This window comes from Chryseobacterium vaccae, from assembly GCF_009602705.1.
GTDB lineage: Bacteria > Bacteroidota > Bacteroidia > Flavobacteriales > Weeksellaceae > Chryseobacterium > Chryseobacterium vaccae.
On record NZ_VSWH01000001.1, the window covers coordinates 2,602,945 to 2,618,867 of the forward strand.

Genomic DNA, 15,923 nt, shown 5'->3' on the forward strand with positions numbered 1-15,923 from the left:
ACATGCTGAAAACAACCCGCGAACTCATTGAATATTTAAAACTTCCCTCTTCAGAAAGAGAATCCGCTATTATATGTTCATTGGTAAATTCTATTGTAAAATGTGGTGGCAAAAGTGATGTAAATGAAATTTTAAATCAGTATCTAAACCATCCTTTTGATTTTGATTACACTTATTTACTGCCTGTTTTTAAAGCATTGGGAACCCATTCTACTGCAGAACAGATTTTCAATATATCTATCCACCAAAATAAACTGGTTGAAAATGTAGACCCGGAAATTTTAGAAGTTTTGGGCCATTTAAAATATGAACAGATAAAACCTATTTTAGCTGACTATCTTTTTGGAAACAGCGAAGAAACCGATTATTATATTTCAAGATCTGCCGTTCTGGGACTATTAAATTTTGACTGTACCGAATATCAAAAAGAGATTGAAACAGAAATTGAAAAATGTTATGGAAAAAATTTATTCCCTGAATTTGTTCCGGCATTGGTGAGCAGACTGGAAGATCCTCATGTCATACTTGATAAGCTCTTTGAGTTAGGAAATCAATTCGCATCCACAGACTGTAATGCAGGGATTGTACTTGGTTTTTCGCTTTGCGGAGAACAGGGAAAACCCTATTTCAGGAAAATTCTTTTTGACAGGAACTGGGAAGTTGATTCCACAGCAACAGGAACCGTTCATTTCGCTTATCAAGGATTGAAAAACTTAGGGATCGCTTTTAAGGAACTCTACCATGAAATAAAAATGATTCCCGATGAAGAAAATCTTGAATATGCTTTAGATGTTTTTTTCGCCTTACTTGAAAGAAAACTTGATGATATTGAACCGGACCCGGAAGAATCGTTTGCAGACATTTACACCACCTTATTTCCATGGAAAAACGAAAATGAAAGCGGCAATATCATTGATCTGGCAGGATCTGTCAACAAAACAGAAAAAGCTTATCAGATAAAAAAACTCACTGAAATGAAAATGGATGAGGAAGCCCTACTAAAAAACTACATCAGCTAACTTTGATTTTACCGATTTACAGCTAAAGCCAACCCCATCTTACAAAAACAAAAGACAGTCCATGAAAATAAAAAATTTTAACACTGAAGGTGTATTAATCATCGCCAATATGACAAAATGCAAGGAATACTATTCCGATAAGGAATTTGATTATGCCTATCCGGAAGGGCTATCCGAATTAATGATGAAAGGCATTGTTCATATCATCACAACACAGGAAACTGTTAAAAACCTGAGTTTTGTTTTTAATAAAGCAGAAATTGACTTAGATAAATGGAAATACAGGGAATCATATAACTATCTGAATGTGGATGAAGGAGACAAAGTTCTTCTGGTTCCTCACGGTACTTTTACAAGAATGTGCCGGGCCTGGGGCGAAAGCGATACATTAACTGATGAGGACGTTGATAATTTTGAATTTCTAAAGGGAATAATGACCAAACAGGGCAAAGAAATAACCTTTACTCCGAATTCTATACTGGAAAAAAGGCTTCAGCTCCGTGATGAAGATGAAAAGAAACTCTATGAACACTCACCCCAGATCAACCTGGAAACCGGATTAAACAATATAGATATTTACACCAAAAATAAAAAAGAAATCACATTTATCATTACAAAAACAGACACCGTGGATTCAGATAGAATTACCTTAAAACCGGTTGAACTGATAGGATAACGATAACAACAGTGTATGAAAAACAGCATATTATTATTTATTTTAATCTTTTGCAGTATAAAAACATGGGCATGTTCATGTATTTTTGAAAACATTGCTCAGGAATATATGGAAGCCGATTTCGTAGGTATTGTTTCTATTAAAAAAACTTATAACAATAAAACGGTAGAGCTTGCCAAAGACTTTCAGCGAAGTACTTATAAAGCAGATTTAGCTTTTGAAAAAATTTATAAAGGAAATGAATTTGATGTTTTAAACATTTATGGAAAAGCTAATGTGACAGATGATGAACCATTACTTTTCGGAGGCTGCGATTTATATGTTGAAAAAGGAGAAAAATACCTCGTAATCCTCAAGAAAAACCAGAATAATGAGTATTGGGCGAGCATGTGCAGCCGGGTAATTTATTTATCTTCAGAACAAAATCCCTTAAGTGATGAATCAGAGAAAATTAATTCATATTCAAATTTATTCTCAGGCATTGAAAAATATAAGGAACAGTTTTCCACGTTAAAGTTTGTCAATCTCTACGATAAGACCTTAAGACTGAATCATAAAACAAATAAGCTGGAATCAGATTTTACAAAACTAAAAATAGGAGATCCTTCCGACAAAATCGGGTTTTATAAAGTCATTTTAAATGATAAGATGAAAATTGACCATATTGTCCCCATAAAAAAAGTAGGAACCAGAGATGAAGAAATTGAAGAAATAATCATGAAAAATTTAAGCTTTCCTCAATACGCACATTCTAAAAATAAACCTGAGGAACTGTTGATATTGCTGTATTTCCAGGATTTTTAAATATATCCGCAGATAACATTTTAGGTTAAGAACAATCTATTTCCTTTAGCTGTCAATATTTTTATACTAATTCTATAAAAATCTGTATCAAATTGAAGTTTATGAAGAAACTACTCTACTTCTTATTACTTATAATTATTGTGGTAAGCTGTACTACAATTTCAGCAGAACATCAATATAAAAATACAGATAAAGGAGAATTATACTTTCCCTCTTTCGACAGCAAAAAGTATAAAATTGACTCCATAAATACCGGCCCAAATGATTCGTTAAGAGAATTTACAAACAAGTGGTATTCTAGGCATTTATATACTTTAAAAGAACCTGTCTTATCCCACAAAAAAGACAAAAATTTAAACATAATAAGATTTACGCATTTAGGAACCTGGTCAAATCCTTATTCTTATCGAATAGAACAAGTCGGATTAAAATTCATTTTAACTTATAATAAAACAAATGGATTAGGTGGTTACGAACCTGGAACAAGGACCAGTCATAAAACAAAAGAAATAAGTCAGAAAGAATGGAATAAAATAATAACAAAAATGGATAAAATTAATTTTTGGAATATTCCAACTCATGGTTCAAATAAAATAACAGATGGTTCAGAATGGATTTTTGAAGCATTAATTGATGGAAAATATCATTTGGTAACAAGAAACAGTCCAGACCATTATAACGGAGAAGAATATGCTGAACTTTGCAAACTTGTTGAAAAAATAGGTAAATAAAAAAATGCGAATAATATTGTATCAATTTTGCATACCAACCAATATACACAGCAACATAACAGAAGAAACCAATGACATTTTTATATACCGCAAGAGGAACATATGATCAAAATTATTCTGAAGACGGAATTTCCTGGAACAAGTATATTGAATGGTCTAAATTGACCCATCTGGCAGAACTTGTTTCACTTGATGGAATGCTCAATGAAATTTTAGTTGAGCCGGACTTCGACAATGCTGATGACTGGAATTACATCCACGTGATTGGACAATATCAAACCGGCTTTTTTACCACACTTGATTTTGTATTGAAACGATTAAACAAAAAAGAAAAATTTAATCTTCTGGTAGTTATTTTAGAACCGGACCGAGAATGCAACAAAATAAATATCGACGGATTTGAATTTATAGGATATGATCTGCTTGACCAGGATTTCAATATTAGTGCCTTAACGAATTGCGGTGGATTTTTTGACGAAACATTCCTGCCGAAAGACCTGAACGACAAAGGCCTTATTGACCAGTTTGAAAAAGCATATGATATAAAAAAACAACTTTTAGAAAACAACCCCAATGAACATCATGCAGACACCAATGTAATAGCAGTCTGGAGACACACAACCATTGGAAGATGAAACAAAAGACAGCCAATAGAATTACGCAAAAATAGTCCCCATGCTACGCAAAGTCTCCTGACTTTGCGCCAATAATTCCCGCTCACAGCTAAGGATTCCCGTAAGGCAGGCCTTTTTCTTTATTTTACTTTTGATTTTCAATTTTTAACAATCAAAATAAACAATGAAAAGACAACTATTAATTTTTACCCTTCTGATTTTTGGATTCTCCTATTCTCAAAATGCACCTCAATTTGAAAATGATACGCTCACTACCTCAACAGGCTTTAAAGTATATGAAGGTTTAGATCTAAAAATCGGGACGGGTTCCATGAATGACGGGGATTTTAAATTTATCCGGACCAATGCTTCTTCGCTATTCAACTATTCTTCAACTACAGGATATCAGGGGCTGGCCAATCAGGCGAATTCTTTCAGAAGAAGTAATTCAGGACTGATCTTTAAAGTAAAGAAAATCATGCAGAGAGGAAACAAACGGAATGGTTTTGTTTATTATGCTAAAATCGGAAGCGGCCTTATCAATTATGAAATAGATCTTGAAAATGCAATAAAATCAGGAGAATTAATCGTTCCGGAAGAATTTTTGCCCAAAGAAAAAATTCAAAATCTAAATACGGAAACAAAATACGACCGGTTAAAAAAAATCAAGGAATTAAAAGACTCAGGCGTTTTATCTGAAGATGAATTCCAAAAAGAAAAAGATAAAATAATGGCTGAAAAATAAATTTTTGAGATAACTGCCCCGGAAACGGAGCAGTTTTTTTATGTTTTACTGTACCATCCTCCGACTTAAGAATATACCTCCGAAGTCAGGAGATTTCGGAGAGCAAAAGAATATCCCCTATTTTTCATTTTTCTTTAATAGTTTTCGGTATATTTGTCTTTCGGCTTATGAATTACATAAAATGATTAAGCTTATAGAACTAATAACACGAAAACTGTAAATCATGAGCAACAACTAATTTCAGCTGCACAAAGTCTCCCGGCTTTAATCTTATACAATAAAAGTAAATCCGTTAAAATTCGTTCTGAAGTCTTAGATTTCTGAAACCGGGATTTATAAATTCTCAATATTTAAAACAGGAAAAATGTCTCATTTATGTGAAGTCATCATTATTGCTGTCCCTCCTTCAAACATGAAAGATGTATTTGACAGTATGCACAATAGTTTTACAAAGAATCATTTTGAAATTGATGCAGGAGAATTTGATGCAATTGTTCTTTCCGACATTGATACTGATGATGGCGAGGATTATATATTTGAGTCTGAAAGAATCAATCCCGAATCAGAGGAAGAAAAAGATAATGCCATTGAAAGGCTTAGAAATCACAGAACCGGAGGGCTGATTTATTACAGTGGAATTGATGAGAAATTTGAAGGACTGGCTCCTTACAATCTTGCCGTTGAGTTTCTGTCATTAGATAATATGACCATTGAATGTATCTCCATCAGCTTAAGAAATTATGTATTCGATTCTCATGAAACTGCTTTTGAAAATCTGATTACAACCGTTTTAAATACAATGAATGTGATTGGTATTGCTAAAGGTTTAGACTACCCGTACGAATGGAGTGATCAGGAAGTTACTGAACTGATGAAGGAAGGAAAACTTGAAACCGTCCACCCCCGGTTAGTCTATAAAAAAGAATAAAAAACCTAAAAACAGAAAAATGTCTCATTTAAGTGAAGTCATCATCATTGCCGTCCCTCCTTCAGACATGAAAGATGTATTTGACAGTATACACAATAGTTTTACAAAGAATCATTTTGAAATTGAAGAAGGAGATTTTGATGTAATTGTTCTTTGTGATATTGATACTGATGATGGTAAAGATTATATATTTGAGTCTGAAAGCATTTATCCCGCATCAAAGGAAGAAAAAGACAATGCCATTGAAAGGCTTAGAAATCACAGGACCGGAGGACTGCTTAATTACAGAGGAATTGAAGGAAAATTTGAAGGGTTGCCCCCTTATGATATTGGCGTTGAGTTTCGGTCATTAGATAATATGACCATTGAATATATTACCATCACGATAAGAGATTATATATTCGATCCTCATGAAACTGCTTTTGAAAACCTGATCACAACCGTTTTAAATACAATGAATGTGATTGGTATTGCTAAAGGTTTAGACTACCCGTACGAATGGGATGAAGAAGAAATTACTGAGCTAATCAAGGAAGGAAAACTTGAAACCGTACATCCCCGGTTAGTCTATAAGAAAAAGTATTAAAAAAATGAAGAAACCTGATAAAATCATTAATTTAAATTTCAACAATACAGAATACAACGTTGAAGTGACCGTAAATCTCGACAAAATAGAAGGATTTCTATATTACACGTTTAAATTTGGCGAAGATCATTCTATTACCATTTCACAATTTGATGGCGAAAAATGGGAAATAGCCAGTATGACGAAGAGTAATATCGCGGATAAATTAGGAAAGATCATTGAAGCAATATATTAAAACGATCTTGAAAACAATATCATCTGAACGCATTAGATAAAAGAAATGGAAAGAATTTCAAACAGCATGGAAGCCCTGATGAATGCGGCAGAAACTGAAATAGAAAGCTTCGATTTAAAACCCGGAGAAAAAATAATCGCTTATTTTTCTCGAATCCCATCCCTTGCTGGATTTCCATATAAAATAATTTTAACTGAAAATTCAGAGGGAACAATCCGTTCGGCATTCAGGCAGTGGGATACAGCGTACAACTTAACCCAATGGAATCTTGGAATTTACAACCTGGACAGACTGAGAATCATCACGGATGAAAAAATGCTTCCTGATACAGATACCGCAATACTGAAAGAAGAATTGTCGAGGTTAGAACAAATAAAGCTTCCTGAAAGCATCCGGAATGAAAAAGCCATAGTTCTGGATGGTTCTGAATGGAAATTCGGTGTCAGTTTACGTAATAAAAACATTGATTACACCTGGAGAGCCTCAACACAAGATATCGATCTCTTTGTTCCCATCATTGAACTGATGAGAAAACAGTATTCGGATCAACTTTAGCAAAAATTACAGATAACCAAGTATAAAAATATGAATAACAACGACATATTAAGCCAGATAGAGTACCTGAAAGATTGTAAAGGACTGCCAGGCAGCAGATTGGAAAATTTAGGACAACGTATTTATGACAAAATAAAAAGCATCATCCAGAATCCTAATCTATTCATCACACATTTATATATTCCTCAGGGATCGGCAGAAAATGCTCAAATGTTAGAAAGTCAATTCAAACAATTGTTTAACAAAGAAATTGATGCTGAATTATTATCATTCTATCACTGTTTTGATGGGTTTGAATTTCGGTATATCAATCCGGCGAAGGTTTGGGATGAATTTGATAAATACGAAATCACTGACTGGGATGAATTTGATATAGATCCGGATACTTTGAGTTATGCCGATATGATTAAAAATGAAGCCTATGAAGAAGAAGTAAAAGATGAGTTTCATTCTTTAATAGGATTGTACTTTGATGAACCAGCTTTCAATAACCGGCTGTCAGATCCAGATAAATTGAAAGATTTTTTATTTTATAATGAATCTATTGAGCTGAACGATTTAGGAATGAAGACTCTTATTCCGCCGGCTCTGCAATTATTTTCAGAGGGAAACAAAGTTCCACATCATCCTGATCACACTCATGTTTTTTACTTTGATTATTTTGAGTTCTGGAATCAGACTGTCTTTGGTAAAAAAGATCATAATATTGCTATGTATGCAGGAACAGATTATTCTGCTTCAATAGAAAACTGGGAATTTAATGAAGTTTTCCCGTTCATGCAGAAAAGATTAATCAAATAAAACACGGGATTTGTATCAGACGAAAGGTATTTTTCAGAAAATGTTAACCTAATTAATTTTAAAAAAATATGTCAGCACTTTGGAATGTCCAGTTATTATCATTGGAAGATAAAAAATGTACGTTAAAAATTAAAAATGTACATAGTAATGACGGGAGTATCCCCACAGAACCCGTGTTTATGATTCAGATTATCCATGATGCCTGTTTACAGGGTTCACACCAGACTTTTGAATTTCCGAAAGGAACTCTTCTGACCGAGATAAGCACCTCCCAATCCTGTGATAATGATTATCTTGAAAAAGTAGTTCACCAGTATATTGAATCTACTGAAATGATCAGTGAACAAAACGAAGAAAATATCGATTCAATAGTCTCGGAATCGTTAGAATCCAGAGGTCTGGAAATGTGTTCCGATGAATGGGAAGATGCTTACGAAATAGAAATTGAAAAATACAGCATTGAATCTGTTGTTGAAATCACCATGTCAGATCAAAAATATCTGGATCATTTACTTCCGATAGAGCATGAAGGTAAAATAATCAACAGACCCAACTGGGACAGTTTTGCCTGTTTATAATTTCAGAGAATCCGGGATCAGAGAATGAATGGGAACCCTTCACGAAATAGATTAACTAAAAACCAGAAATTAAAATGAAGTCTGTAATTTTATTGTTCACATTATTAAGCTGTTTTTCTGTCTCCGCACAAACAACAGGAAAGTCAGGAGCAGCAGACAGTGAGAAGCACCTGCAAACCTCCAGATTTAGAAAACCGATGGAGGAACGTATTTTTGTAAAAATTCCCGACATAGAAAAATGGAAAATAACCTATGAAAACTATAAAAACAATCAGTATGTCGTTTTAGTAGCGAATACATTTGACACCCTAAAAAAGCCTTCCGAATACCTCAGTTTAACTTCAATGGCAGGGATGAAAAATCTCGATTTAACCAAAGCAATGAATGATTCATACAAAAGGGCAAAAGACCAATCAAAAAATGCAGAATTGAACGTAATCGCGAAAGATTTAAAGGCCAAAGAACCGTGGATCATGTATTCGATACAAAACGCTGTGAATGAAGAATACAAATCTAAAGTATCACAAGTCTGGTACCTTACGCAGGGAGAAAACTTTTTCCACTCCTGTTTTATGTCAGTCAGAGATGACGCTTTTACAGAAGAGAAGAAAAAAGATATGATCAACGTTTTTAAAACAGCTAAAATAGTATACCGGTAAGGAAATTTACTAACAATGATGGGCAAAAAACAATTATTTCATATCATCTGGACCACGTATCAGGAATATCCTGTATGGGATAAAAATGGAAACTGGCAAAAGCTTGTGGATGCTTACACAGTGCTGCAGGATCATCATATAAACTGTAATTTATCCCATGAACTGCCAGCCGGATATATCAACAAAAGTTCCCGGGAGGAACGGCTTTTGCTCAATGAAAAATCGATGGCCCAGTTAAAACTTGATATTGAAAAGGTTTGCCGGAAAAACGGAGACCGAATTATTGACGGGCTTGAAATCAAAATGCTCAACGTCAGAGAATCAAAAGTTGAAATACTGGCATTCTCTCCAACAGAATCAATCACTCAGAAAATTTCAAGATTAAAAAGCATCACCTCATCACTCTTACGCTCAAAATACCCTGAAGAATTTTTTGGAAAGGGAACCTGGGGAAAAGGATTTTGGTATTCAAATATTTTCAACAAAGAAGATCTGGCAGTTTCAATCATTAAAAACCACTGTCAATAGAGATTTCAATTCGGTTGAGATAAAATGGAACGGCAGTTTTATAAGTAAACTTTAATAATCCAAGAATGGGAACACTACACGAAGTATATCAGCTTACCCCGAAAGTCATTAGTTGCGGCGCCGTCTTAAAGGTCCGCAAAGACAGAGAGAATATCTTTTCGGAAAAATATGCTGTTGATCCAAGCCTTTATCATAAAGAGCAGATCATTTTTTCCAACATAAAAGTGACGCATTCCAGTGATGGAAAGATCAAAAATTATGCAATGTATGCTGCGGAAAGAATAATTGATTTTGAGAATCCGGGGATATACGTATCCATAAAGGATGGCACCAAGTATGGCTTTGAAAAGGATTTTGATGAATTTCTCAGTGAAATGTCGCCCTATCTGGAAGACTCCATATTTTATGTAATCTGGGATTTTATCATCAACCGGTATGAAATTAAAAATGGAACATTAGAGCTCAGAATTACAAGAGATTTTGCCCGCTGGAAATATAATTTTGAGGAATATGTACTGGACAGTTATGCTTCTTCCCCAAAGCTCATAGCTGATTTTTATGTTGAAGAAACCCATGACATGGTAGCACGGCATAATGAAATGATTGAAAACGGAGATGATCCTAAAGAATTGTATTACGAAATAGAGGACTATGAAGATTTATTAAGTAAAATTTCTAACTATAAAAATCACATTTCAACGGAGGAATTTAAAAAATTGGAAGGCTGGCTGAAAACCCAGATTAATGAATAATATTAAATAAAAAATAAAACAAAAATGAACGATACTTTTACGATAGATGATTTACAGGATATATGGCAGAAGGTAAGCATTCTCCATAGCGGACAAACCTACGGCGGGCAGCATAAAAACGAAAAAATTGAATACATCAACCATATCGGCAGCGTTGTATTTGAAATCATGAACGCTTCTAAAAACACCCCTGATTTTAACACAGAACTTGCTGTAAAATGTGCATTTCTGCACGATACCATAGAAGATACCAGCTTCAGCACAGAAGATCTGGAAAAAGAATATGGCACACAGGTGAAAGAAGGCGTCCTTGCTTTAACGAAAAACACAGAACTTGAAAAGGAGCATCAGATGATAGACAGCTTAAACCGGATCAAAGCACAGCCCAAAGAGGTTTGGGCTGTTAAAATGGCCGACAGGATCTGTAATCTATATGCCCCACCCTACTTCTGGAAACAGGCGAAGAAAGAAAAATATCTGGAAGAAGCCAAAGTGATCTATGAGCATTTAAAAGAAGGCAATGACTATCTGGCCCAAAGATTATCAGAAAAAATAGAAGCATATAAAGATAAATAAAACAGGATAAAAGATATGGAGGCAATAGAAAACGGCATTTTTGAAAATTCGGAGGAAATTATCAACTGGACCTATCCCGGAGCTACATTATATTATAAAGATTGTGATTTAGAACCAGCTATTGCCGAAAAATTCACCAAGGGTAAACTCATCAGAAACGGATATTATCTTGATGTAAGCTGTAGAGGCGGCGGAATGAAATTGAATACAAGATTTTTAATCGCTTCTGCAAAAGCAGCAAAACTCTATCAAGTAAATCCGGATAATGAAAGGTTTGGGCATTGCTGTATCAATGTCAACAGTTATTTCAAGGTGCTTGATGTGTATCATCTTGAAGGCAAAACTCAGATTTTTTTACTGCACATCCCTGCAAGAGGCTTAAAATATTTTGAGAGCATCAACTCAAACTGGGATGAAGACTTTATAGAAAAAGCAAGAAAAAGTCTGGATGATAAAATACACCAGGAGCCAATCAGTGATTTGCTGGAACCATCCTGGCTGGAAAGGACCAACTTCCCCGTCGGAATGGATGCACACAACCAGTTTTACCCCTTAGCTCCTGTACCTCCGGTTTCAAAAGCTGAGGAGGGTTTATATAACGGTATCAGAGCCCTGACAAAAGACGAAGGTGAAATTAATATTCCCCTTCCTTTTTTCAACGAACAGAAAGCGGAATCCAAAGTAGGCCTCTTTTTGAAAAAAATATTAAAAAAATAAATAAGGACAACAGCCAATCCGCAATAAAAATAACAATAACCAATACACAATATCCATGGGGTTTTTCAGCAGAAAAAAAACATTTAAAATCAGAGATGTAGAATTTTATTCTGAGGGTAATGATCATTATTCCAAAGGATTAAAACCTTCTATTAAGAAAGAGTTAAAAATTTCAAAAAACAATCTTACATTAGAGCAGTTAAAACCCATTCTGCAATATCTTGTGGAATTTATTCAGGATGAAAAACCGGATATTAAAAACGGAGAAAAAATAACCTGCTTCTCATGGTGTATTTTATTTCATGAAGATCAGGACTTTTTCGAAATTCTTGAAGTAATCCCGGAACAGCAGGGATTTGGCGAAGGGCTTAGCCGCACGCTTCATATACTGGAGCAGCAGCTTTCCGTTTGTAATCAGCTAAAAGTAGAACCGAATTTTCCTGATTTTGACGAGATCGTTACCGTAGATCCTTTACTAAAAACAGGGCTACAGGCCAATTTATTCCGCTGGAAAGGAGATTACCCGGATTCCGGGTGGGTAGCTATGAGCGATAGCTTTAATGAAGAAACCATGTCTTTCGAAGAAATGACTGTAGGGCAGCTGATGACTTTAAGACCGGAAATCGTCCAGTTTACAGCTCTTCCAATGGGATTTAAAGTGATTTGGGAAGGCAGTAATGCAAAAATAGGGTTTGACAAGCAATTGATAGAAAGCTAAACCCCATATAACAGGTATTGATTTCCGAGAGCATTTTATGAAAACCTCCGGACCTCCATACCATTTAATTAAAAATGAAATCATGAGTGAATTTTCAGGGTATGAAAAAATGCCCAACAGCTTAAAAAAATTAGGGTTGAACGAGAATGATTTTTCCCAGATGGAAAAATTAAAGTGGGTGGTGACCGAAAAAGTTCACGGCGCTAACTTCAGTTTCATCTATGAAAACGGTCATTTAAAATTCGCCAAAAGAAAAGAATACCTTAACTGGGCCGACGATTTTTTCGGTTTTCAATTGGTTGTCAACAAACTGGAAGATAACATCCTGCGTCTTTTTGAACATATAAACAGCAAAATAACCGCAGAGAAATATATTATTTATGGTGAATTGTTCGGCGGTAAATATCCTCACCCGGAAGTCAGTCCTGTAAAAGATGTGCATGCCATCCAAACCGGAGTATATTATACCCCGGCCATTGAATTCTGTGCTTTTGATATTGCAATTGAAACCGATGGCTCTGGTTCCAAATATTATCTGGATTATGAAACCTCAGTCACCTATTTCAAGCAGTTCGGAATATTTCACGCACAGCCGTTATTCATTGGAAAATTCAATGAAGCGATGAATTTTAACATCAGAATGAACTCAACCGTTCCTAAAGAATTTAATCTTCCGGAACTGCAGGATAATTTAATTGAAGGCGTTGTGATAAAACCTTTTAACCAAACAGATCATAGTCTCTTTTCAAGACCGGTCGTTAAATTGAAAAATCCGGAATTTGATGAAGAGGATAAATTTCATGAGGCCGAAAAGTGGTCTTTTATTCCTAATATTTCCTCTAAAACAGAAGATTTATCTTTTATTGTAGAGGAACTGAGAAACTATGTTACTCTAAACCGATTAAAAAGTGCAATTTCCAAAATAGGTGAGCTGGATATGAACAACCAACTCCGGGTTTCTGAAATTAAAAAAGAATTTTTAGAAGATGTAATCACAGATTTTAATGAAAACAATGCCAATCTTTTAAACGATTTATCTCCCGATGACAAAGAATGGATCATCACAAGAGTGAATTCTGAGATTCATAAAATAATCACTGTGGATCCGGCAGATATTTAGCAACTGGCAGAAACCTGCGGAAATGAAACAGTCTTTTTCTGTGAAAAAAAAATTAAATAATGAACTTCACAATACAATTTCTGAAAGAAAAACAGTCTCAACTGATAGAGCAGTTGCGGAACGAAAATGCAAGCATACCCGAAACATTGCAGCAAAAGAAAGACATTGACAAAGCCATTGCCTGGCTGGAAAACATTGAGAAACATCATCTGGAATATCCTACCCACTACGAATGGGTAGAGCTTCCATGGATGAAAACCGGCTACTTTACCGATTATCGCATTATGAATGATTGTGAAACGGACGACCGACAATATTGGATTGAGTTTAAACCACCATTTACCGTTACGCCCTTGGACTTTTTGCTTATCAAAAAACCAAAATAAAAAACTTGCTGCGCAAAGTCTCTTCATATAATAAACTGCTATTTTACACAAAAGCAAAACAGCATTCCATTCTAAATATTTGCACAACACGAGCTTTACACGTAGATTTGATCCTTTAGAAAATAAAAAACTAAGACTATGGGACTATTTGATTTTTTCAAAAGTAAGAAGCAGGGAATTGAAAACACAAAATTTAATTCTGTTCAATTTCAGAACGAGATCTGTGCATTGGCATTATGGAAATTGAAAGATCATAATCTACAGCCGGACGTTGCCATTTCTGAATTGAAAAAAGTAGGTTTAAATGATGAACAGGTCAATTTTATTCTTGAGAAAGTAAAGAAATTTATTCCTCAGGAGGGAAATACAGACCAGCCCCACTCTACCCATCCGGGAATAGATGATATTAAATTCAGAAGTGAAGAGTATCAGAATGAAATAATAACCTACGCCCAAAATGTATATTTTCAGAACCATCATCAGTACGAAACAGTAAAAGATATCCTTCTGAAGGAAGGTCTGAATACCATCCAGGCAGATGAAATCGTTAATAAACTTCAGGAAAGGAATGCACAGATGGTGAATGAATTTCAGGATAAGCTTGATTCCGGGGAAATTACTGAGATCAAAATTCAACCCAACCCTGATCACACCAAAGAAAACACAGGCCAAGATCAGGTGGACAGATATATTGCCTATGGAGCTTATCAGATGGACCGTGGAGATTTGGACAATGCTTTGGAACTTTTCGAAAAAGCTATTGAGCTGGATGAAAATGCAACCTTAGCCTATGCCAATATGGGAAAATTATATTCCTTAAAAAACGACAATCTGAAGGCTTTGGAATTTGTTAATAAGGCCCTGGAAACTGAACCTTCCCATCCGCAGATACTGGACAATAAAGTTGATGTAGTATATGAATTATTGGTAGAACATCAGATCAGTGAATCTGAATTTATAGCCAATATTAAAGATGTTTTACAGCAAGATCCGGAAAACCCCAATGCTTTAATTTATATTATCCAGTTTTATTTAAGGAATAATCAGACGGATCATGCGATAGAATCTGTAGAAAAATTATTTCCAAAGTATTATTCTGAGGATATTACCATTCAGCTAATGATTGATACATTCAACAGGTTACCCGTTGAACAGGCTTTAAAGCAATTTGATATTCTTGAAAGTAAAGTCAATGACGAAGCGAAATATCAGCTACACTACAACAAAGGCTTATACTTAAAAGGAATCGGAAGATATGATGATGCTATCCGGGTTTATGATAATTTAAATAAAATTCAGGAGTTTTCATGGAGCTTTTACCAGATGGGAATCATGAAAAACCTGCAGGGAAAAACAGATGAATCTTTGGAACTGCTGAAAACAACGTTCCGTCTGGAGCCCGAACTTAAAGAAGATGCTAAGAATTTCCCACAGCTGCAAAATCTGTGGAATCACCCTGAGTTTATTGAAATAACAAAATAAGGTGTCATTATTTCGGAAAGTATAGATATTTTCATAGATTAACTCCATTAATAACCATGACAGAAAAAAAACAAAAACTTTGGGATTATTTTATTCTCTGCGCAAGAGTTCTACTTGCCTGGATCCTATTAGGCTACGGCTGGAGTAAATTGACAGAAGGACAGTTTGGAATTTCAGCAGAAGAAATGGCCATCCCCGTAAAGGATCTGGGACTATTCAAGCTTTCCTGGTATTTATTTGCTCAGGAACCGTTCAAAACATTTGTCGGGATCTCACAAATCATTGCCGGACTTCTTTTTCTTTATAACCGTACTGCTATTTTAGGAGCCTTGATAGCCATCCCGATTCTTTTAAATATTCTGGTTATTGATATCACCTATGTTAAAATGACAGGGTTTTACTGGCGTCTTTCTTACTATTTATTACTAGACTTCTTAATTCTCTGGCATTATAAAGACAGGATGATTACAGCATTTAAAGCAATTTTTATGGGATTGACCACTCAATTCAAATATCCTTTCTGGGCCTATCTGATCTTACCCATAATGGCGGTAGGACTTGAAATTTTAGGGATTCTTCCCAGGATGATAACAGGACTGATCGTAAATCCCTCAGAAACATTAGAAAGTTTTGGTAAAATTCTGGAATTCATAAAAAAATAAGATCAGTATATAATGATCAAAATTCTATGATGAATATTAAAAAATAGATAC

At 34.9% G+C, this 15,923-nt stretch carries 22 protein-coding genes; all 22 read left to right on the forward strand.

Translation table 11 applies throughout. From position 1 onward, the window contains the following. Positions 1-2: 2 nt before the first annotated feature. The 22 genes from FW768_RS11795 to FW768_RS11900 all read left to right on the forward strand — a co-directional run bounded on the left by FW768_RS11795 (position 3) and on the right by FW768_RS11900 (position 15,872). Positions 3-1,019: a hypothetical protein gene (locus tag FW768_RS11795; RefSeq protein WP_153395645.1), complete on the forward strand. Its 1,017-nt coding sequence runs from the start codon at positions 3-5 to the stop codon at positions 1,017-1,019. A gap of 61 nt (positions 1,020-1,080) precedes the next feature. Further along, positions 1,081-1,695, forward strand: coding sequence for a hypothetical protein (locus FW768_RS11800; protein WP_153395647.1), 615 nt, complete (start codon positions 1,081-1,083; stop codon positions 1,693-1,695). A 15-nt stretch (positions 1,696-1,710) separates the two neighbouring features. Next, positions 1,711-2,499 carry a hypothetical protein gene (locus FW768_RS11805; RefSeq protein ID WP_153395649.1) on the forward strand — a complete coding sequence of 263 codons (789 nt, stop codon included), beginning with the start codon at positions 1,711-1,713 and terminating at the stop codon, positions 2,497-2,499. Between the two features lie 101 nt (positions 2,500-2,600). Continuing rightward, complete coding sequence (locus tag FW768_RS11810; protein WP_153395650.1) at positions 2,601-3,230, forward strand: hypothetical protein; 630 nt, start codon at positions 2,601-2,603, stop codon at positions 3,228-3,230. Positions 3,231-3,301: 71 nt separating this feature from the next. Continuing rightward, positions 3,302-3,865, forward strand: coding sequence for a hypothetical protein (locus FW768_RS11815; RefSeq protein ID WP_153395652.1), 564 nt, complete (start codon positions 3,302-3,304; stop codon positions 3,863-3,865). 163 nt (positions 3,866-4,028) lie between these two features. Further along, positions 4,029-4,589, forward strand: coding sequence for an SHOCT domain-containing protein (locus tag FW768_RS11820; protein ID WP_153395654.1), 561 nt, complete (start codon positions 4,029-4,031; stop codon positions 4,587-4,589). A gap of 364 nt (positions 4,590-4,953) precedes the next feature. After that, positions 4,954-5,517 (forward strand): hypothetical protein, encoded by a 564-nt coding sequence (locus tag FW768_RS11825; protein WP_153395656.1) that lies wholly within the window; start codon positions 4,954-4,956, stop codon positions 5,515-5,517. A gap of 19 nt (positions 5,518-5,536) precedes the next feature. Then, a complete protein-coding gene (locus tag FW768_RS11830) occupies positions 5,537-6,103 on the forward strand; it encodes a hypothetical protein (RefSeq protein WP_153395658.1) in 567 nt (188 codons plus the stop codon). A 4-nt stretch (positions 6,104-6,107) separates the two neighbouring features. Further along, a complete protein-coding gene (locus tag FW768_RS11835) occupies positions 6,108-6,338 on the forward strand; it encodes a hypothetical protein (RefSeq protein WP_153395659.1) in 231 nt (76 codons plus the stop codon). A gap of 45 nt (positions 6,339-6,383) precedes the next feature. After that, positions 6,384-6,893, forward strand: a complete 510-nt coding sequence (locus tag FW768_RS11840; protein ID WP_153395661.1) for a hypothetical protein — start codon at positions 6,384-6,386, stop codon at positions 6,891-6,893. Between the two features lie 30 nt (positions 6,894-6,923). After that, positions 6,924-7,694, forward strand: a complete 771-nt coding sequence (locus FW768_RS11845; RefSeq protein ID WP_153395663.1) for a hypothetical protein — start codon at positions 6,924-6,926, stop codon at positions 7,692-7,694. Positions 7,695-7,762: 68 nt separating this feature from the next. Further along, positions 7,763-8,272 (forward strand): hypothetical protein, encoded by a 510-nt coding sequence (locus FW768_RS11850; protein WP_153395665.1) that lies wholly within the window; start codon positions 7,763-7,765, stop codon positions 8,270-8,272. 74 nt (positions 8,273-8,346) lie between these two features. Further along, the gene (locus tag FW768_RS11855; protein WP_153395667.1) at positions 8,347-8,931 is read left to right on the forward strand and encodes a hypothetical protein; all 585 of its coding nucleotides are present in this window, start codon (positions 8,347-8,349) and stop codon (positions 8,929-8,931) included. Between the two features lie 15 nt (positions 8,932-8,946). Continuing rightward, entirely contained in the window at positions 8,947-9,459 is a 513-nt protein-coding gene (locus tag FW768_RS11860) for a hypothetical protein (RefSeq protein WP_153395669.1), read from the forward strand. Between the two features lie 65 nt (positions 9,460-9,524). Continuing rightward, on the forward strand, positions 9,525-10,211 hold the full coding sequence (locus tag FW768_RS11865) for a hypothetical protein (RefSeq protein WP_153395671.1): 687 nt from the start codon (positions 9,525-9,527) through the stop codon (positions 10,209-10,211). A gap of 24 nt (positions 10,212-10,235) precedes the next feature. Beyond that, positions 10,236-10,787 carry an HD domain-containing protein gene (locus tag FW768_RS11870; RefSeq protein WP_153395673.1) on the forward strand — a complete coding sequence of 184 codons (552 nt, stop codon included), beginning with the start codon at positions 10,236-10,238 and terminating at the stop codon, positions 10,785-10,787. A gap of 15 nt (positions 10,788-10,802) precedes the next feature. Beyond that, positions 10,803-11,504, forward strand: a complete 702-nt coding sequence (locus FW768_RS11875) for a hypothetical protein (protein WP_153395675.1) — start codon at positions 10,803-10,805, stop codon at positions 11,502-11,504. Between the two features lie 55 nt (positions 11,505-11,559). After that, on the forward strand, positions 11,560-12,222 hold the full coding sequence (locus FW768_RS11880; protein WP_153395677.1) for an immunity protein Imm33 domain-containing protein: 663 nt from the start codon (positions 11,560-11,562) through the stop codon (positions 12,220-12,222). An 82-nt stretch (positions 12,223-12,304) separates the two neighbouring features. Beyond that, a complete protein-coding gene (locus FW768_RS11885) occupies positions 12,305-13,342 on the forward strand; it encodes an RNA ligase family protein (protein WP_231128679.1) in 1,038 nt (345 codons plus the stop codon). Between the two features lie 59 nt (positions 13,343-13,401). Then, positions 13,402-13,728, forward strand: coding sequence for a hypothetical protein (locus FW768_RS23595; RefSeq protein ID WP_196782926.1), 327 nt, complete (start codon positions 13,402-13,404; stop codon positions 13,726-13,728). Positions 13,729-13,866: 138 nt separating this feature from the next. Continuing rightward, positions 13,867-15,210 carry a tetratricopeptide repeat protein gene (locus tag FW768_RS11895; protein WP_153395679.1) on the forward strand — a complete coding sequence of 448 codons (1,344 nt, stop codon included), beginning with the start codon at positions 13,867-13,869 and terminating at the stop codon, positions 15,208-15,210. 56 nt (positions 15,211-15,266) lie between these two features. Further along, complete coding sequence (locus tag FW768_RS11900) at positions 15,267-15,872, forward strand: DoxX family membrane protein (protein ID WP_153395681.1); 606 nt, start codon at positions 15,267-15,269, stop codon at positions 15,870-15,872. Positions 15,873-15,923 lie beyond the last annotated feature (51 nt).